The sequence below is a fragment of the Brevundimonas naejangsanensis genome, from assembly GCF_000635915.2.
Lineage (GTDB): Bacteria > Pseudomonadota > Alphaproteobacteria > Caulobacterales > Caulobacteraceae > Brevundimonas > Brevundimonas sanguinis.
The window spans coordinates 969,080-986,947 of record NZ_CP015614.1; the positions used below are offsets into that span (position 1 = coordinate 969,080).

Below are 17,868 nucleotides of genomic sequence, written 5' to 3' on the forward strand. Positions count from 1 at the left end.
TCATGCGCTTCCTGCATGAGCACCGTCGGCGTCCCGCGAGCCTAGCGGACCATCTGCCCTGGGCGGCGCTGGTTTCGCCGGGGGTGGTCCTGAACAAGGACGGTTCCTTCACCACAGCTTTTAGTTTCAGGGGGCCGGATCTCGAGTCCTCGACCGAGGACGAGTTGATGGCTGTCCGGGCGCGGCTGAATAACGCCTTGAAACGTCTCGGCACGGGTTGGTGTCTGCATATGGAGGCGCGGCGGCGCGTATCGGCGGCCTATCCGCAGAGCGATTTCGACATGGAGACGGCGTGGTTGGTCGACGCCGAACGACGTGACCTTTTCCACAGCGCCGAACCGGCCTTCGAGACAGACTATCGACTGGCCCTGACTTGGCTGCCGCCAGCCGATGAAGCGCGGCGCGCGGAGCGCTGGCTGTTTGACGGCCTGAGCCGCGCCGGAGAGGACTGGCGACAGGGCCTGGCGACGTTTGGCCGCGAGGCGGATGCGACCCTCGATCTGCTGGCCGAGGCCCTGCCCGAGATCGCGCCTTTGGACGATTCAGCCCTGCTGACATGGTTGCACGCCAGCGTCTCGCCGGACGAACACCCCGTTCAGCCGCCGGAGACCCCCGTCTTCCTCGATGCGCTTTTGGCCGACGCAGCCCTTGCGGGGGGCTTGGCGCCGCGCCTGGGCGATCAGTGGCTCAAGACAGTATCCGTGCGGGGCCTTCCTTCGGCGACCCGGCCCGGTCTGCTCGACGGTTTGGGCGCCTTGCCATTCGCCTATCGCTGGACCGCTCGCTGGATCGGCCTGGACAAGGTCGATGCTGAGCGGGAGATCGTCAAACTTCGCAAGCGCTGGTTCGCCAAGCGCAAGGGCGTCGGAGCCTTGTTGAGAGAGGCGATCACCCGGGAAGAACAACCCCTTATCGACACAGACGCCGCCTCCAAATCTGAGGAGTGCGACGGCGCCCTTGAGATGCTTGGAGCCGAGGCCTGCGCCTTTGGCTACCTGACCATGACGGTCACGGTGCTGGACCCGACAGAAGAGGGGGCGACGGCCAAGGCCCGGGCGATTGAAGCCGCGCTCAACGCCCAGGGACTGACGGCGAGGGTCGAAGATCTCAACGCCGTGGAAGCCTGGCTCGGCTCCCTGCCGGGCGAGCCCTATGCGGATGTGCGTCGTCCGCTCGTCTCCACCCTGACCCTCGCCGATCTCCTGCCGGTTTCGGCGGTCTGGGCCGGGCCGCCCGGCGACGCCTGCCTGGACGGGCCGCCTCTGGCGGTCGCGCGCACTACAGGCTCCACCCCCTTTCGTCTCGTGCTCCACGTCGGCGACGTCGGCCACGTCATGGTCGTGGGACCGACGGGGGCCGGCAAGAGCGTCCTTCTGTCCTTCCTGGCCCTGCAGTGGTTTCGCTATCCGAACGCCCGCGTCGTCTTCTTCGACAAGGGACGCTCGGCGCGGGCGACGACCTTGGCCGCAGGCGGTCGCTGGCGGGCGCTAGAGCCCGGAGCAGGTTTCTCGCTTCAGCCTCTGGCTGGGATCGATCGGCAGGAGGAAAGAGCCTGGGCCGCTGAATGGATCGCCGAAACGGTGCGTCAGGCCGGTCTTGAGCCGACCCCTGCGATTCGGGAAGAGATATGGGCCGCTCTGGCGGCGCTCGCCGAAGCGCCGGTTGAGCAGCGCACCCTGACCGTCTTCTGCGCCCTGGTTCAGAACAGGGCGGTGGCGGCGGGACTAGAGGCGCTCACCCTGAAGGGGCCCCACGGCGCGATGTTGGACGGGGCGGGGGAGAGCTTGACGCCGAGCCGGTTCGACACCTTCGAACTCGAGGCTCTGATGGCGACGCCCTCCGCCGTCGGGCCCGTGCTCGCCGCCCTTTTTCACCATCTCGAAGAGAGCTTCGACGGCCGGCCGACCTTGTTGGTGCTGGACGAAGCCTGGCTCTTCCTGGGGGAGACGGCGTTTGCGGCCAAGATCCGCGAATGGTTGAAAACCCTGCGCAAGAAACGGGTGGCCGTGGTCTTCGCGACCCAGAGCCTGGACGATGTCGCGGCCTCATCCATCGCCGCCGCCCTGATCGAGTCCTGTCCGACACAGGTCTTCCTGCCCAACCCTCGGGCGCTCGAACCCGCATCAGCGGATCTGTATCGAGGTTTCGGACTGAACCGACGGCAGTTGGAGCTGATCGCCTTCGCGGCGCCTAAGCGCGCCTACTACTGGCGACAGCCTCACGGGCGACGGTTGTTCGACCTTCGACTGACGGGCGTGGGACTGGCGCTTTGCGGCGCCGGATCGCCCGAAGATCAGTCCCTCATCGATGCTGTCCTGCGCCGTTCCGACGCAGTCGGCTTCGCCCGTGAATTCCTCAAAGCCAAGGGAGTGCGAGATGTGGATCCGGTTTTCGACGCCTTCGCCGCGCAGTTGGCGGCTGAATAGGGCCTTCAGCCTGGCGCTGACGGTCGCGGCCCTCGCTGTCTGCGCGCCGGCGCAGGCCCAGCATGTCGTCTTCGACCCGCGCAATCACCTGGAGAACGCCCTTCAGGCCGCGCGTCAACTCGAGAGCCTCGCCAATGAAGCGCGGAGCCTTGCCGCCTCGCCCTACAGCCATCTGGCCCAGAACAGCCAGGCCCTGCAGGACATGGCCGAACTCGCCCGGACAGCGCGCGGTCTGGCGGCTACGGTCAGCGGGCTGGAGCGCCAGTTCGAGGACCTGTATCCTGAGAACCTGTCGGGGGCGGACGCTCTGCGTCTGCTCGAACAGGGGCGGGCCCGGACCGCCAATGCGCGACGCACGGCCGAGGACCTGGCCCGGACTGCGGCCGAGTTGGAGCGCCTGGGGCAGGGGCGGGGTCAACGTCTCGCGGGCGCCCTGAACGCCAGTCAGACCGCCCAGGGTCAAACCGCCGCCGTTCAGTCCTCCAACCAGATGCTGGCGGTCCTGGCCGAGGACCTGGCCGCCTTGCGTGTTCTCATGCTCGCCCAGGCCCGGTTGTTGTCCGAAGGCGCGGCGCGAGACGCCGCCGAACGCGCCGCCGGCGCCGAGGCGCGTCGACGCCGGTGGAGCCGACCGGTCGTGATCCCCGCCGCGCCCGCCTTCGACCCCTTGTCCAGCGCGCGGAACTGAGGGGGCAGGAACATGGCGGCGACCATCGGCGTAGAGACCCCCAATGAGCTGATGGCGGTCTTCTCCAATACGGTGTCGGAGGGCTTCAGCGCCCTCCAGGGTCCTGTCAACGGCGTGTTCGGCCTGTTGATCGCCCTGGTGGTGGCTCTGACCGGGATCCAGTGGGCCCTGTCGCCTAGTCGGGAGATTCTGGCCTCCGCTTTCGGCAAGATCCTGTTGATCGGGGCCTTCGCCTGGCTGATCAACGACTGGCAGGCCCTGTCCGAGACCCTCTATGCGGGGTTTTTGGAGGTGGGGCTGACAGCCGGCGGCGGGGAACTGAGCCGAGCCGACTTCCTCAACCCCGGCGCCATCCTCGGCGAAGGGTGGCGGATCGTAAAGGCTCTGGGCGACACCCCTGCGCCGCTCACGAACCCGTTTGACATCGCTGGAAACCTCACCGACGCCCTGATCCTCGGCCTGGCCATGATCGGCATCATGCTCGCCTTCGCCGTCTTGGCTCTGCAGATCATCGTCTCATTGGTCGAGTTCAAGATCGTGACCCTGGGCGGCTTCGTCCTTCTGCCTTTCGGCATCTGGAGCAAGTCCGCCTTTCTGGCCGAACGCCCCCTAGGCTATGTGGTCTCGTCCGGTCTTAAGGTGCTGGCCCTGGCCATTGTCGTCTCAGGCGCGCGCACCGTATTCGACCAGCTCCAGCCTTCGGCCAATCCGGACATCTATGAAGCCCTGACCATATTGGTAGCCGCCGTCCTCTTGGCGATGCTGGCCCTCTTCATCCCAAATCTGGCCTCGGCCCTGGTCACCGGCGGTCCGGCCTTAGGCGCGGGCGCCCTGGCCACCGGCGGGATGGCGGTCGGCGGCGCGGGGCTTCTCGCGGGCGCCGGCCTTGTCGGGACGGGCGTCGTGGCGGGAGGAGCGGCGGCGAGGCTGGCGGGTCCCGCCCGAGCCGCCTCTGGAGCGGGAGGGCGACGGCCCAGTCCGCCCCCTTCATCGCCGCCCCCTTCATCACCTGCGTCGCCGCGCACGTCGCCGACCTCGCCGTCTTCCTCGCCGTCTTCCTCACCTGCTGGCTCGACGAGGCCTCGGGGCGGCTCGGTCCGCGAGGGTCTCGGCGAGACGCGTCCTGCCGAGGCCGGGCCGCCTTCGGCTGAGAAGCCTGGCAGCCTTGGCGGGGCCCGCCCGGCAGGCGTCATCGCTCGAGAGGCTGAAACGGCGCGGGCTCGCTTCCACCAGGCTGCGGCTGCGGCTGCGAGAGGCGATCCAGCAGGCGGATCCAGGCCGTCGTCCCGATCTGCAGCCCTGCAGGCCTTCTTTGTCGCCAACGCGGGGCGCGGCCTGATGCCGTCAGGAGAAAACAGCGGCGTCCTAACGCCCAGCCTCAAGACAGAGGAGCCCTAAGATCATGCATCCCTTTTTCAAGCCCCGCAGGGCCTTGAGCGCGGCCCCGGCGTCCACGCCGTACCAGCGCGCCGGCCAGGTCTGGGACGAGCGGATGGGGCTGACCTTGGCTCATGCCCGGAACTGGCGGCGCATGGCCTTCGCCAACCTGGCCCTTGCCGCCTTTCTGGGGGCGGGTTGGTGGGTCCAGGCTGACCGGGCTGTCGTCAAACCCTTTGTGGTGGAGGTGTCCGACTGGGGCGAGACCCAAAGGATCACCGCCATCGGCGGGCGTTATCAACCGAGCGAGGCGCAGATCGGCCATGCGCTGGGCGGCTGGATCCGTGACGTTCGATCCAAAAGCATCGACCCGATCGTGATCCGGCAGAATTGGCTGCGGGCCTACGACCTGATGACGCCGCGGGCCGCCGCCTTCCTCAACGCCTGGGCCCAGGCTCACGACCCTTTCGCCGAGGTCGGCCGGGAGGCCGTCAACGTCGAGGTGCTCAATGTCGTGCGCCGCACCGAGCGGACCTACGACCTGCAGTGGCGCGAGAGCCGGTTCGTGAACGGCCAGCAGGCCGGGAGCGAGCGCTGGCGGGCGCTGATCACCACGGGTCTTCAGCCGCCGCGCACGGAGGCGGAACTGATGAAGAACCCCCTAGGACTGAAGATTGAGGACGTATCATGGACCCCCGACGCCTCCTGAAGTCGACGCCGGCCCTTGCTGCGGCCGCCCTGCTGATCGCCGGTTGCGCCGCCTGGTCGGGCGAAACGGAACTCCGGCCAGTTGCGGGCGCCGCGCTCGAACCGGCGGCGGCGCTCGATCATCCGGACGTGGCGGCCGAAGAGGCGCCGCTTGAGCCGGCGGCTTCCGCCGATAGCGACACGGCCGTGCCCTATCTGGCGGCGTCAAAGTCCGAAGTCGCAGAAGGTTCGTCCTCTGGCGCCCCGGTCTCTGTGGGGCGCGCCGCAATCGCTGTCGCCAATCAGGCGGCGCGTGCGCCGTCGCGTGGAGACAGTTTCGTCGGCGGCATGCAGATCTTCGCCTGGTCGCCCGGGCGTGTGTTTGAAATCTGGGCCGCGCCCTTGCGCGTCACGACCCTGACGCTGGGGGAGGGAGAGACCCTGGTGTCCAAGGCCGCCGGCGACACGGTTCGCTGGCAGATCGGCGAAACCCGGTCTGGCGCCGGAGCGATGGAGCGAACCCACGTCCTGCTGAAGCCGCTCGAACGCGGCTTGGAGACCAACCTCGTCCTGACCACCAATCACCGCGTCTATCTGCTTCATCTGAAGAGCGGTTCGGCAGAGGCGTTCAACGCTGCGATCGGTTGGGAATACGCGGCTGACGCCGCGAATTATGGGACGAAGGCAGGGGCTGGGGATCAGTCGTCCATAGATCCGTCCCTGGCACCCCAAGGACCGATCGACGCCGGTTACCGCATCGAACCCCAGGGACGTCGGCCGCGCTGGACGCCGTCATCCGTGTTCAACGACGGCGTGCAGACCTTCATCCTTTTCGGCGCCGATCTGCAGGTGGACGAAGCGCCTGGCCTTTTTGTCCTGACGCCGGGCGGCGAGCCTCAAATCGTCAACTATCGGCAGCAGGGCGGTCTGTTCATCGTCGATCGGGTGTTTGACCGCGCCGAGCTCCGTCTCGGAGACCGCCGCCCGCAAATCGTGCGGATCCGCCGTCTGACGGAGGCGGTCCGATGATCCGGCTCAGGTCCGCCAATACGGCCTCAACCGATGCTCCGAAGCCGAAGGAGCCCGTGCCGGATCTCTCGTTGCGCGCGCCGCGTCCTTCTGTGATGCGCCTTCGCAAATCCATGGTCCATCTGGTGGTCCTGAGCGGCGCTGTTCTGATCTCAGGATCCTTGGCCTGGGCCTTCGTCGTCCAGCCCGAGCTCAGGGCCAAGGCTCAGGGGCGCCTAGCCGACGGCCGATCGACTGATGCAAGGGGGCCGATCCGTGCGGCCGAGGTCATCACCCGACAGCCCTCTAGCTACGATCGCCTTCCTGAGCCGCGGTTGCCTGAACGCGACGCAGCGCCATCACTGGAGGCGGCGCCTGTTTCCGGCGCCCGAGACCCGGATTGGCGGCCGCCGCCGCCGAGATCGGCGGAAATGAGCGCTGCGGATCAGGCTGTGCGTTCGGGTTTGTTCTTCGAAGCCCAGGGCGCCGGACGCTCGCCCCCTGACGTTCAAGCGGCCGCGCCTCTGAGAGGCGAGGGGACTGCGACAAGCCAGGGAGTGGAGTCCGGCTATAGTCGTCATGTGCTGACGGCGCCGCTTTCCCCTTTTGAGCTCAAGGCGGGCGCCGTGGTTCCAGCGGTCCTGTTGAACGGCGTGGATACGACACGGGCGGGCCCGATCGTGGCCGCGGTGACCCAGAACGTCTTCGACACAGTGAGCGGACGCCACCTGCTGATCCCGCAGGGCGCGCGGTTGATCGGACGTCATGAGGGGGAAAGCGCCTATGGCGACCGACGCGCCTTCCTCATCTGGGATCGTTTGATCCTGCCGAACGGCAAGAGCCTGATCCTTGAAGGCGAACCGGGTGTAGACGCCCAGGGCGTGGTGGGCGTGCGCGGTCAAGTCGATCGGCGACTGCTGCCCCTGTTGGCCGGAACGCTCCTCGCCGGGGCCGTCACCACCCTGGGACAGATGGCTCGAGAAGACGACAACCGGCGCGATGGAGGGCGCCGCTCAGGCGGTTGGCTCGGCGACGCCGGCGACGCGGCCGCCATTGAGGCCGCGCAGGTCGGAGGCCGCCTGTTGGATCGCGAACTGACTGTCCGGCCTTCGATCCACCTTCGGCAGGGCGCTTCGGTTCGGGTTCTCATCACGCGGGATCTGATCCTGGAGCCGTATCAGCCATGAGACGGCGTCAGATCATTCGCCCTTCGGCGGCGGCGTTGGCGGGCCTCGCCCTTGCGACGGTCATAGGCCTTGAGATGCGCGGCGCGGCGCCCGCCCTGATTAATGAAACTTCGAGCCTGCCGCGCGGCCTCTATCTGCGCACCCAGGCTCCGATCCAGCGCGGCTCCGTCGTGGCGCTCGCCCAACCCGCGACGGCCCGCGCCTATCTGACGCGTCTCGGCATGCCGGACGACATCCTCTTGCTCAAACGCGTCGCCGCCGTCGAGGGAGACGCCATCTGCGATGAGGGCGGAACAGTCCGGACGCCGGGTCGCCAGGTTCTCAGGCTCGATCGCGATCGGCAGGGCGCCGTCCTGCCGGCCTGGAGCGAGTGCCGCCTCCTGGAGCGAGATGAGCTTTTTCTGCTCGGCGACACGCTGGAGAGCTTCGACAGCCGCTATTTCGGCCCTGTCCGAAAAGGGGAGGCGAAGGGGGTCTATCAGGAGGTTCTGACATGGTGAGAGTCTGGCTTGCGGCGGCCTTCCTTTTTGGCGCTCCTGCGGCGGCGGCTGCGCAGTCGATCGATTGGAGCCGTGCCGGCGGCGACCTGTTCGGCCTGCCGCTCGAGGGCGCTGAAGCGTTGCCGATGAACAGCGGCGGTCCGCGCGTCATTTCGCCGACCCAGCCTTTCGACGACGCCGTGGCGGCGGCGGCGGCGCATCACAACCTGGACCCTAAGTTGCTTCACGCCCTGGTCCTGACGGAGAGCGCCTATCGGACGGACGCGGTCTCGCCGGCCGGAGCGGCGGGCCTCACCCAGTTGATGCCGGGAACGGCCCTCGATTTGGGGGTCGCAGATCGCTTCGACCCGGTTGAAAATCTGAAAGGCGGGGCGGACTACCTGGCGCGCCAGATCAACCGTTTCGGGGACCTGAGGCTCGCCTTGGCGGCTTACAACTCAGGGCCGGCCCGCGTGGCGCGTCTCGGGCGCGTGCCGGACATCGCCGAGACGCGGGCCTATGTGGCCACGGTGATCGATTGTTACCTGGCCTTGGCGGCGGGCCGGTCCGTGCTGAACTCGCGTCAATGTCGGATCGAAGGAGGGAGGCCATGATCCCCCATGCTTCAGGCCAAGAGGCAGAGCCTCTGCCGGACGACGAAGACTTGCTCACCCGAGCGGAGGCCTCGGACTTTCTGGCCTTGATGGGCATCCGGATGAAGCCGGCGACGCTCGCGCGGATCTGGTCGACGGCGAGCGGCGGGCCGCCCTGCCGTCATATACGCGCCAAGCCCTACTATCCGCGTGGACTGCTGCGGGAATGGGGGCAAAGCCAGATTTCGGAACTGCGGACAGGGGCGCCTCCGGCGGCGCAAGGGCGACGTCGTGTCTAGCGCGCTGGAGCGGCGGGACCGGGATGGAAGGCCTGCAGTGAAGCGTCTTCGACGCGGCCCCGCTGCCTGTCAGGGAACTGGGCTATGACCTTTCGACTGGACGGAGAGCCCGTCGAGACGGGCGGGCGAGAAGACCGACTCCTGCCCTGGGTCAAGGTCAGGGCGATCGCCGGCATCAGTCGGACCACCGCTTGGAGGATGCAGAAGACGGGGGACTTTCCAGCGCCGGTGCCGGTGTCTCCTGGGCGGGTGGCTTGGTGGGAGAGCGAACTCACCGCCTGGAAGGCCGCACGTCGTTTGGCCCTGCCCATGGCTCCGCCCCCGAAACCCCGATCGCCCGGCCGGCTGACGCGGGCTTTAGAACGATCGACATTTTCGCCCCTTCTTGAACCCTCGCACCCGCCGGTCGTGAAGACCGCCTTGCAGCCGCCTGGACGCAAACGAGATGCGCGGGCGGCCCCTGACCAGTTGAAGTTCGATTTTTAGACGCGTCACCTAGGTTCGTCGGGTGAGGCGGGCGCGAGCCGACCGGCGGGCGTCTTGAACCCGTCCATCCAGACGGCGAGAACGGTTTCAGTGATTGGCGTCTTGTGCGCTGAGCGACAGGCCGAGCGTTTGGCAGGCCGCTAGCGCCTTGCCGAGTTCGATCGTCGGTTTGCCGGCTTCCAACTCGCAGATGAAGCGGCGTCCAACGCCGGCCCGCTCCGCCAACTGTTGTTGGGTGAGTTTCGCGCCAGGCGTTTAGCGCGCACCAGTCGTCCTAGCCCTGCAATATCCGGGATCCGCACAGGCGCTAGCCTCGAGGGACGGTCCTCCGTTCGGGGGTGATCCGATGATTTAAGGGAAGCGCCAGGGCGCCCGGAGAGGGCTTTGATCTGTCCGATGGCGATGGTTTTTCAGTCTTCGGGCGGGTGTGCGGTTGCGCCTTCTCGGCCATCTGCGAGCGGCAAACGAGAGAAGGACGGGGCGGGCTGGCGTCTAGCAAGGCTCGCAAGGCGTTCGACTGGGTAGAGTAGCGAACGAGACGCGAGGCCTTTCGTGCGCCCCCGGCCATGACCAGGCTGATGCGGGAGAGCGTCGCCGTGGGAGCGGACTTGGAAGGCGGGGGGCTATCTTGCTCATGGTCTTCTTCCCGTACGGGAACACATAGCCTACGCGTTAGGAATGCAAAGGCGCGATCCTGATCGGGATCATGTTGAGCGCTGAGGCTCAGGATTCTAGCAAGGTCAGCGGGGGCGCGTCGGCGCAGAAGCTCTTGCGCGATACGATGCTCGTCGCACTCTCCAGTTCAGGCTGTGGGGACTCGCTCTCTCCGGTAAGTAGAGATAACGTCGATTGCTGAGGCTGTGCCGCAGCGGCTTTTCTCTCCGACGTTCGCGGCAACCAGGCCAAGGGAGGACTCATGTCGAAGAGGTGGGGCCGCGGGCGGCGAGGCTGGTTGCGACGGCTGCTGACGCTGGAAAGCGCGTTGATCGCCTTGGCGATGGCGATCCTTGCCCTGCTGGCCGTCATGGCGGATGTCGGGGTACCATGATCTGGCCGTGGTGGGTTCAGGCGCTGCTGGGCGCCGGGGGCCTGAGTTGGTGCCTCGACACCTGGGCCAAGCTCCGCACCCGTCCGCCTTGGGCGCCGGCCTTGGTTCCGGTCACCGCCGGATTGACCGTCGTGAGCTTGGTGCTGCTCGCCGTCGGCCTCTGGCGGTGGGCGATCGGTTGAGTCGGTCTGGCAGCGGGCAGTTGGTCTCACAGCCGGACGCACATGGAGTCTCCTGCCTAACCACGAAACGGCCTGTAACGTCGCCGTTTTAAGCGCAATCTTTAAGGTGGGTGTTTTGATGGGTGAGGGGGAAACTTCCCAAATAACCCAATAAAAACAGCGCGTGTGGCGGACAGGGTGGGATTCGAACCCACGGTAGGCTTCCACCTACGGCGGTTTTCAAGACCGCTGCCTTAAACCACTCGGCCACCTGTCCAGCGCGACTCGGCGCGCTCGCGTGCATAGCCGTAAAGCTGTCCGCAATCCAAGCGGAAAGCGCGTCAGGTCGGCCTCGCGGCTCGTGTGGAGCGGGTGACCAGCCAGATGCCGCAGCAAACCAGGATCAGGGCGATCAGATAGCTCCATTTGAACATCGACTCGCCCAGGAAGGCGGCGGACAGCGTCACGCCGAAGACGGGGATCAGGAAGTTGAAAGCCGCGATCAGGCCGACCGGATGGTGCTTCATCAGCACGCTCCATACGGCGAAGGCGATCGATGACAACAGCGCCAGATAGAGCAACAGCGCGGCCGAGGCGGCGTTCAGCGCCTCCAGATGGCCGCCCGCCGCCCACCCGGCGCCGGTCAGGGCGGCGCCGCCGATGAACAGCTGCCAGCCCGTCATGATCATGGGATCCAACTGGCGCGAGACGCGCTTGCCGTAGATTGAGGCCGCCGCCAGCACAAAGGCGGCGATGACGATGAAGCCCTCGCCCAGCAGGCTGAAGTCGAACCCCAGGCCGGCCCCGCCCAGATTGACGACGACCACGCCCAGAAAGCCGATCAGGCAGCCGAGCGCCTTTCGCCCGTTGAGGCGGTCGTCGGCATACAGATAGTGGGCCAGAACCACGCTGAAGAAGACGCTGGTGGAGTTCATGATCGACGACTTCACGCCGGTCGCGTGCGCAAGGCCGATATAGAAGAATACGTACTGGATCGCCGTCTGCGTCAGGCCCAGCAGGGCGACCTGCGCCGTCTGGCGTGGCTCAAGCCTCAGCACGGGCCTCTTCAACGCCGCGGCGACGAACAACAGGATCAGTCCCGCCAGGGCGAACCGCCACCCGGCGAAAAGCAACTGGCTGGCGATATCGTCTTTCGCGATGTGCAGCAGGGCGTAGCCGCCCTTCACCGCGGGAAAGGCGCTGCCCCACAACGCGCAGCACAAAGTAGCGAGAATGAAGACGCCGGAACGGGTCTGATACAGCGATGGGGTCAAGATCGGCTTCAGCAAGGGGAGGGAAGAAGACGCACGACGTTCCGCCGCGCTCATAGGCGCAAACGCGACGTTAACCAAACCGGAAACCGTTCGGCCGCATAAGCAAGGTCTGTCAGTCGGTCGGAGTGCGTTGAACCATGTGGGCCAGGATCCTGAGAGCGGCGGTCGTCGCCGCCGCCTTTTCGACCCTGGCGGCGTGCGCCAGCTTGGGCGGAGGGCGCGAGGCGCCGCTGAAGCCGCCTGTCGTCACGGACCCTGCGCCGATCGTTTCGGGAACCATGCGGCCCTATCAGATCCGCGGTCGCTGGTATCACCCGAAGGAACAGCCCAACTATGACGAGGTGGGTCAGGCCTCGTGGTACGGCTCCTATCACCACGGCCGCTCGACCTCGACGGGCGAGCGTTTCGATATGAACGGCCTGACGGCGGCTCACAAGACCTTGCCGCTGCCCAGTCTCGTCGAGGTCACCAACCGGGCGAACGGGCGTCGGGTGATCCTGCGCGTCAACGATCGCGGCCCCTTCGTCGACGGGCGAATCATCGACCTGTCGCGCGGGGCGGCTGAGGAATTGGGCCTGCTGAATCAGGGCGTGGGCGAAGTGCGGGTCCGCTATGTCGGCCGGGCCCCGCGTCAGGGCGGCGAGACGCCGATGCAGCGCGCAGAGGCGACGCCTGCCGGCACCGACTCCGCGCCGAGCCGAGACGCGGGACCGCGCCCTTATTATGAAGTCGCGACGGCGCCGCCACCCGCACAGGCGCCTGCGCCTCAGCCTGTTCCGTCTTTCGCTGCTCCTGCCGCTGCCTATTGGGTGCAGGCCGGGGCCTATTCGGATCGGCGCGGCGCGGATCAGGTCGCGCGCCGCCTCGGCGACCGAGCCTCCATCCAGAACCTCGATCGAGACGGCCGAACCCTGTTTCGCGTCGTCGTCGGACCCTGGCCCGATGCGACGGCGGCGGAGCGCGCGCGTCAGGCCGTGATTGCGCGCGGTTTCAGCGACGCCCTGTTGATAGGCGGCTGACGGGTCTTGCGTCCGCCGCGCGGGTCGCCATTGTGCGCGGGTGCAGCGAGGCAGATTCATCACGTTCGAAGGCGGCGAAGGCGCCGGCAAGACCACGCAGGCGCGCCTGCTGGTCGAGCGGCTGCGCGCCGCTGGGCTGGACGTCGTTCAGACGCGGGAGCCGGGAGGCTCGCCGGGCGCCGAGGAAATCCGCAACATCGCCGTTTCGGGCGACGCCGACCGCTGGTCCGCGCGAACTGAGACCTTGCTGATGTACGCTGCCCGATCCGACCATCTGGAGCGCACGATCCGTCCCGCGCTGGAAGCCGGGCGCTGGGTGGTGTGCGATCGCTTCGCGGATTCGAGCCGCGTCTATCAGGGCGCAGGCGGCGGCGCGCCTGAAAGCCTGATCGAGGCGCTGGACGCGGCCGTGGTCGACGGCGATCAACCGGACCTGACCCTGGTGTTCGACCTGCCGGTGGATGTGGGGCTGGAACGCGCCTTCGGTCGCGGCCTGTTCGAGACGCGCTTTGAATCCAAGGGCATGGCCTTCCATCAGAAGCTCCGCGAAGGCTTTCTGGACGTGGCTGAGCGCCACCCCGACCGCTGTGTCGTCATCGACGCGACGGGCGAGGTCGATGAGGTGTCGCAACGCCTCTGGACGGTGGTGGAGGCGCGGCTGCTTTGAGCGAGCATCCGCGCGACCGGTTCGATCTGATCGCCGACCTCAAGGCCGAAGAGGCTTTTCTGGACGCGCTGGACCGTGGCCGTCTGCACCACGCCTGGCTTCTGTGCGGGGTCGAGGGATCGGGCAAGGCCAGCTTCGCCTATCGCGCCGCGCGGCGGCTGCTGGGCGCGGCGCCGGATTCTTCGCGCGGGCCGCTGGGCGCCGCGCCGCACGATCCCGTCAGTCGTCTGGTTTCGGCCCAGTCGCACCCTGATCTGCTGGTGCTTGAGCGTCTGGTCGAGGGCGGCAAGCAGAAGAAGTCGATCTCGGTCGAGCAGGCGCGCGACCTGCCGGAGTTCTTCGCCAAGAGCCCGTCTCAGGCGCGGCATCGGGTGGCGATCATCGACTCTGCCGACGACCTGAATGTCAATGCCGCCAATGCCTTGCTGAAAATTCTTGAGGAACCGCCTGAAAGCGGGGTTCTGTTCCTGGTGACGCACGCGCCGGGCCGTTTGCTGGCGACCATCCGCTCGCGGTGTCGCCGTCTCAGCTTTCCGGTCTGGCCTGAACATCGTCTGGCGGAACTGGTCGAGCGACGCACTGGCGTGTCGCTGTCCGAGGCGGATGAGGCGGCGCGCATGGCCGGCGGTTCTCCGGGCGCCGCGCTGGATCTGGCGTCTGGCGCCATGTCCGAAACGGATCGTCTGGCGCGCAGCTGGGTCGAAGGCGGCGCTGTGGACCGCGCCGAGCAACTGGCCGTGGCCGACGGCTTTCGCGGCGCTGAAGGGCAGGCGCGGTTCGACGCCCTGATGGATCGCCTGATCGCGGCGGTGAAGCGGCGCGCGGTCGAGACGGGCGGGCGCGAGGGCGCGCTGTGGGCTGAACTGTGGGGGCGGCTGTCGGAACTGCCGGACCGCGCGGCGGGCCTGAATATGGACAAGGGGGATGTGCTGGCTGGAGCTCTGGCCGACATCGCCCGCGTCAAGGCATCAGTATAAGGGCGTTCACCTGAAATGATCATCGACAGTCACGTCAATCTTCACGCGCCCCAGTTCGATGAAGACCGCGACGCCGTGGTCGCGCGCGCGCGCGAAGCGGGCGTGCGGCTGATGGTCGAGATTTCGGACAAGCTGTCGACCTTTGATGCGACCCATGCGCTGGCCATGAACAACGCCGACATCTGGTGCACGGTCGGGGTGCATCCGCATGAAGCCAAGGACTATGCCGATCTGACGGCCGATCATCTGGTGGAGTTGGCGCAGCGCCCGCGCGTCATCGGCATCGGCGAGTGCGGGTTGGACTTCCATTACGATCTCAGCCCGCGCGATGTGCAGGCGGCGGTCTTCCGCCAGCATATCGAGGCGGCGCGCCGCACCGGGCTGCCGCTAGTCATCCATACCCGAGAAGCGGACGAGGTCATGGCCGACATCCTGCGCGAAGAACATGGGCGGGCGCCGTTCAAATTCCTCATGCACTGCTACACCAGCGGCATGGAGCTGGCTGAACTGGCTATGGAATTGGGCGGTTGGTTCTCTGTTTCCGGCATCGCCACCTTCAAGGCGGCCGAAGAGGTGAGGGCGGTGATCCGGCGGATGCCCGAAGACCGCATCATCGTCGAGACGGACTGCCCCTATCTGGCGCCCATCCCGCATCGGGGCCGCCGCAACGAGCCCGCCTATGTCGGCCTGGTGCTGGCCAAGCTGGCCGAGATTCGCGGGTGGTCTCCGGAACAGGCGGATCGTCTGACGACCGACGCCTTCTTCAACCTGTTCGACCGTATCCCCCGGCCCGCCGAATGAGAGAGCTGGAGGTCGTCATCCTGGGGTGCGGTTCGTCGGGCGGGGTGCCGCGCGGCGACGGCGACTGGGGCGACTGTGATCCGGCCGAGCCGCGCAACCGGCGCACCCGCTGCTCCATGCTGGCGCGTCTTCATGGCCCGGATGGCGTCACCAGCGTGGTCATCGACACCTCGCCGGACTTCCGCCAGCAGATGCTGATGGCGGAAGTCCAGCATATCGACGGCGTCCTCTACACCCACGACCATGCGGACCAGACCCACGGCATCGACGATCTGCGGGTTTTCGCCCACGCGCGAGGCCGCATTCCCGCCTGGATGGATGAGCCGACCCATGCGGCGCTGACGCGGCGGTTTGACTACATTTTCGAGAGCCAGCACGGTTATCCGGCCATCGTCGAGGCGCGGCCGCTTCCGCCGCACGGCCGTCAATGGAGCGTGCCTGGGCCAGGCGGCGACCTGCCGGTGGCGACGTTCGATCAGGCGCACGGCCCGATCCGATCGGTCGGCTACAGGATCGGCGGCGTGGTCTATTCCAGCGACGTCTCAGACCTCGATGATGAGGCGCTGGAAGCGGTGCGCGGGGCTGACCTGTGGATACTGGACGCTCTTCGCTATACGCCCCATCCGACCCACGCCCATGTCGATAAGGCGCTGGACTGGATCGCGCGAGCGCGGGTGAAGCAGGCCGTCCTAACCAATCTGCACATTGACCTGGATTATCAGCGTTTGAAGCGGGAGCTTCCGACCAATGTCGATGTCGCTTATGACGGTTGGCGTAGCCGAATCTTGCTGGACGAGGCTCAGGCTGGGGAGTGACGCTCGCCTGTCCATGCAAGAATATGTGATGTGCCACAGGGGTTTTATCGGCTATTCGCTCCGGCTGAGCTGCGGGCGGTGGGGCCCTCCATTGGTGTAACGGCGGCGTTGGGGGATTCTGCGCCGCGAACCTGGACGACTGTATGAAACGTATTTTCGCTTACCTCATCGTCGGGGCTATGATCCTCGGCGTTGTGACGGGCTGGGGCCTGAATAAATTTCTGACGGCGGATCAGGCTTCGGCCGCCGCGTCGAACCTCAATCTCATCACCGACATCTTTCTGCGTCTGATCAAGATGATCATCGCGCCGTTGGTGTTCACCACCCTGGTGGCGGGCATCGCCCATATGGAAGACGCCGCCTCGGTGGGGCGGATCGGCGTCAAGACCATGACCTGGTTCATCGGCGCCTCGATCGTGTCGCTAGTGCTGGGCCTGGTGATGGTCCAACTGCTGCAGCCCGGCGCGAACATGCACCTGCCCGAGGCGGTGGCTGCGACGGCCCCGGCGGCCTCGACCGACGCCTTCTCGTTGCACGGCTTCATCGCCCACCTGGTGCCGACCTCGATCTTCGACGCCATGGCCAGGAACGAGATCCTGCAGATCGTCGTCTTCTCAGTCTTCGTCGGCACGGCGGTCGCCGCCCTGGACGACAAGGCGCCGGCGGTGCTGCACCTGGTCGAGCAGGCCGCCAGCATCATGCTGAAGGTGACCGAGTTCGTGATGAAGCTGGCGCCGTTCGCCATCTTCGCCGCCCTGGCCTCGACCATCGCCACCCAGGGGCTGGAGATGTTGGGCACCTACGCCAAGTTCGTGCTGGGCTTCTATGGTTCGATGGGCGTGCTGTGGGGCCTGCTGTTCGTGGCGGGCGCCGTGGTGCTGGGCAAGCGGGTGATCCCGCTGTTCCAGGCCATCCGCACCCCGACGCTGCTGGCCTTCTCGACGGCCAGCTCGGAAGCCGCCTATCCGCGCATCCTCGAGGCCCTGCCCAAGGTCGGCGTGCGCCGCCGTATCGTCAGCTTCGTCCTGCCGCTGGGCTATTCGTTCAACCTGGACGGGTCGATGCTCTACTGCACTTTCGGCACCATGTTCATCATGCAGGCCCACGGCGTGCATCTGAGCGTGTCGCAGCAGATCTTCATGCTCTTGCTGCTGATGGTGACGTCCAAGGGCATTGCGGGTATTCCGCGCGCCTCGCTGGTGGTGATCATGGCGACCCTGACCTACTTCGGCCTGCCGGAAGCCTGGATCGCTATCGTGCTGGGCGTCGACCACCTGCTCGACATGGGCCGCTCGGCCACCAACGTCGTCGGCAACTCCGTCGCCGCCGCCGTGGTCGCCAAGTGGGAAGGCGAACTGGACGACATCCCAGCAGCGGACAGCGCGGACGGCGAGCCGCAGCCCGCCGCCCTCTGACGCCGGTCCAGTCCAACAAGAAGCAGGGGGCGTGGAGAGATCATCTCCACGCTCTTTTTCTTGGGTGTAAGGTCGCAGTCCGCCATGCCGGGCCGGGCGTTGCTGTTGACCTGAACCGCGCGCGGCCCTACTGCGGCGGTCGCGTCAGGTTCCCCTCGACGGGGGATTAAAAGGGAACGGAGTGTGAAACTCCGGCTGTTCCCGCAACTGTAAGCGGTTAGCCCGCGCGTCAAACGCCACTGGCGGCTCGAGAGGTCACGACCTCATCGACTGCTGGGAAGGCGACGCGCACCGGCCTTGATCCGCGAGCCAGGAGACCTGCCTGTCGCCGTCGTTCTCCGCGCGGTCGGGATGTGCCGGGCGGTCGAGGCAACTCGTGTGACGACAGTCGTAAACCAGCCGCGTCAGCGGCCGCTTTCGCTCATCCGGGCGAGGGTCGGTCCGGCGCGGCGTCGTCATAT

Annotated in this window: 18 protein-coding genes, 1 tRNA gene and 1 riboswitch; of the genes, 16 read left to right on the top strand and 3 right to left on the bottom strand. The window is 66.8% G+C overall.

Annotated elements, in window-relative coordinates:
- The first annotated feature begins 2 nt into the window (after positions 1–2).
- The 9 genes from trbE to DA69_RS14310 all read left to right on the top strand — a co-directional run bounded on the left by trbE (position 3) and on the right by DA69_RS14310 (position 9,230).
- Positions 3–2,426, top strand: coding sequence for a conjugal transfer protein TrbE (gene trbE / locus DA69_RS04595; RefSeq protein ID WP_025977239.1), 2,424 nt, complete (start codon positions 3–5; stop codon positions 2,424–2,426).
- Positions 2,377–3,114: a conjugal transfer protein TrbJ gene (locus DA69_RS04600; protein WP_025977238.1), complete on the top strand. Its 738-nt coding sequence runs from the start codon at positions 2,377–2,379 to the stop codon at positions 3,112–3,114. Before trbE ends, DA69_RS04600 begins: the two co-directional genes overlap by 50 nt.
- Before the next feature lie 12 nt (positions 3,115–3,126).
- Positions 3,127–4,512 carry a P-type conjugative transfer protein TrbL gene (gene trbL, locus DA69_RS04605; RefSeq protein WP_025977237.1) on the top strand — a complete coding sequence of 462 codons (1,386 nt, stop codon included), beginning with the start codon at positions 3,127–3,129 and terminating at the stop codon, positions 4,510–4,512.
- A 4-nt stretch (positions 4,513–4,516) separates the two neighbouring features.
- Positions 4,517–5,200, top strand: a complete 684-nt coding sequence (gene trbF, locus DA69_RS04610) for a conjugal transfer protein TrbF (protein WP_025977236.1) — start codon at positions 4,517–4,519, stop codon at positions 5,198–5,200.
- On the top strand, positions 5,179–6,207 hold the full coding sequence (locus DA69_RS04615) for a TrbG/VirB9 family P-type conjugative transfer protein (RefSeq protein ID WP_025977235.1): 1,029 nt from the start codon (positions 5,179–5,181) through the stop codon (positions 6,205–6,207). Before trbF ends, DA69_RS04615 begins: the two co-directional genes overlap by 22 nt.
- A gap of 410 nt (positions 6,208–6,617) precedes the next feature.
- Positions 6,618–7,373 carry a TrbI/VirB10 family protein gene (locus DA69_RS14685; protein ID WP_262922515.1) on the top strand — a complete coding sequence of 252 codons (756 nt, stop codon included), beginning with the start codon at positions 6,618–6,620 and terminating at the stop codon, positions 7,371–7,373.
- Positions 7,370–7,873 carry a S26 family signal peptidase gene (locus DA69_RS14300; protein WP_025977233.1) on the top strand — a complete coding sequence of 168 codons (504 nt, stop codon included), beginning with the start codon at positions 7,370–7,372 and terminating at the stop codon, positions 7,871–7,873. The genes DA69_RS14685 and DA69_RS14300 overlap by 4 nt, the downstream gene beginning before the upstream one ends.
- Positions 7,867–8,466: a lytic transglycosylase domain-containing protein gene (locus DA69_RS04630; protein WP_025977232.1), complete on the top strand. Its 600-nt coding sequence runs from the start codon at positions 7,867–7,869 to the stop codon at positions 8,464–8,466. The genes DA69_RS14300 and DA69_RS04630 overlap by 7 nt, the downstream gene beginning before the upstream one ends.
- Positions 8,467–8,828: 362 nt before the next feature.
- Complete coding sequence (locus DA69_RS14310) at positions 8,829–9,230, top strand: helix-turn-helix transcriptional regulator (RefSeq protein ID WP_035302229.1); 402 nt, start codon at positions 8,829–8,831, stop codon at positions 9,228–9,230.
- 87 nt (positions 9,231–9,317) lie between these two features.
- Here the strand turns inward: DA69_RS14310 and DA69_RS14870 are convergent, their stop codons facing one another.
- Complete coding sequence (locus DA69_RS14870; RefSeq protein WP_235599219.1) at positions 9,318–9,455, bottom strand: hypothetical protein; 138 nt, start codon at positions 9,453–9,455, stop codon at positions 9,318–9,320.
- A 691-nt stretch (positions 9,456–10,146) separates the two neighbouring features.
- On the opposite strand from DA69_RS14870, the gene DA69_RS15010 reads away from it, so the two are divergent.
- A complete protein-coding gene (locus tag DA69_RS15010; protein WP_262922513.1) occupies positions 10,147–10,278 on the top strand; it encodes a hypothetical protein in 132 nt (43 codons plus the stop codon).
- A 348-nt stretch (positions 10,279–10,626) separates the two neighbouring features.
- On the opposite strand, the gene DA69_RS04640 is transcribed toward DA69_RS15010, so the two are convergent.
- Both DA69_RS04640 and DA69_RS04645 read right to left on the bottom strand, forming a co-directional pair.
- Positions 10,627–10,716, bottom strand: a tRNA-Ser gene (locus DA69_RS04640).
- 64 nt (positions 10,717–10,780) lie between these two features.
- The gene (locus tag DA69_RS04645) at positions 10,781–11,713 is read right to left on the bottom strand and encodes a DMT family transporter (protein WP_025977230.1); all 933 of its coding nucleotides are present in this window, start codon (positions 11,711–11,713) and stop codon (positions 10,781–10,783) included.
- Between the two features lie 137 nt (positions 11,714–11,850).
- Here DA69_RS04645 and DA69_RS04650 point away from each other — a divergent pair, with 137 nt between their 5' ends.
- The 6 genes from DA69_RS04650 (at position 11,851) to DA69_RS04675 (ending at position 17,407) form a co-directional block, all read left to right on the top strand.
- A complete protein-coding gene (locus tag DA69_RS04650) occupies positions 11,851–12,732 on the top strand; it encodes a septal ring lytic transglycosylase RlpA family protein (RefSeq protein ID WP_025977229.1) in 882 nt (293 codons plus the stop codon).
- 40 nt (positions 12,733–12,772) lie between these two features.
- A complete protein-coding gene (gene tmk, locus DA69_RS04655) occupies positions 12,773–13,399 on the top strand; it encodes a dTMP kinase (RefSeq protein ID WP_025977228.1) in 627 nt (208 codons plus the stop codon).
- Complete coding sequence (locus DA69_RS04660; protein WP_025977227.1) at positions 13,396–14,376, top strand: DNA polymerase III subunit delta'; 981 nt, start codon at positions 13,396–13,398, stop codon at positions 14,374–14,376. The genes tmk and DA69_RS04660 overlap by 4 nt, the downstream gene beginning before the upstream one ends.
- 15 nt (positions 14,377–14,391) lie before the next feature.
- A complete protein-coding gene (locus DA69_RS04665) occupies positions 14,392–15,177 on the top strand; it encodes a TatD family hydrolase (RefSeq protein ID WP_025977226.1) in 786 nt (261 codons plus the stop codon).
- The gene (locus tag DA69_RS04670; protein ID WP_025977225.1) at positions 15,174–15,992 is read left to right on the top strand and encodes an MBL fold metallo-hydrolase; all 819 of its coding nucleotides are present in this window, start codon (positions 15,174–15,176) and stop codon (positions 15,990–15,992) included. Before DA69_RS04665 ends, DA69_RS04670 begins: the two co-directional genes overlap by 4 nt.
- A 143-nt stretch (positions 15,993–16,135) precedes the next feature.
- Entirely contained in the window at positions 16,136–17,407 is a 1,272-nt protein-coding gene (locus DA69_RS04675; RefSeq protein ID WP_025977224.1) for a dicarboxylate/amino acid:cation symporter, read from the top strand.
- Positions 17,408–17,536: 129 nt separating this feature from the next.
- A riboswitch (cobalamin riboswitch) is annotated at positions 17,537–17,748 on the top strand.
- Positions 17,749–17,868: the final 120 nt, after the last annotated feature.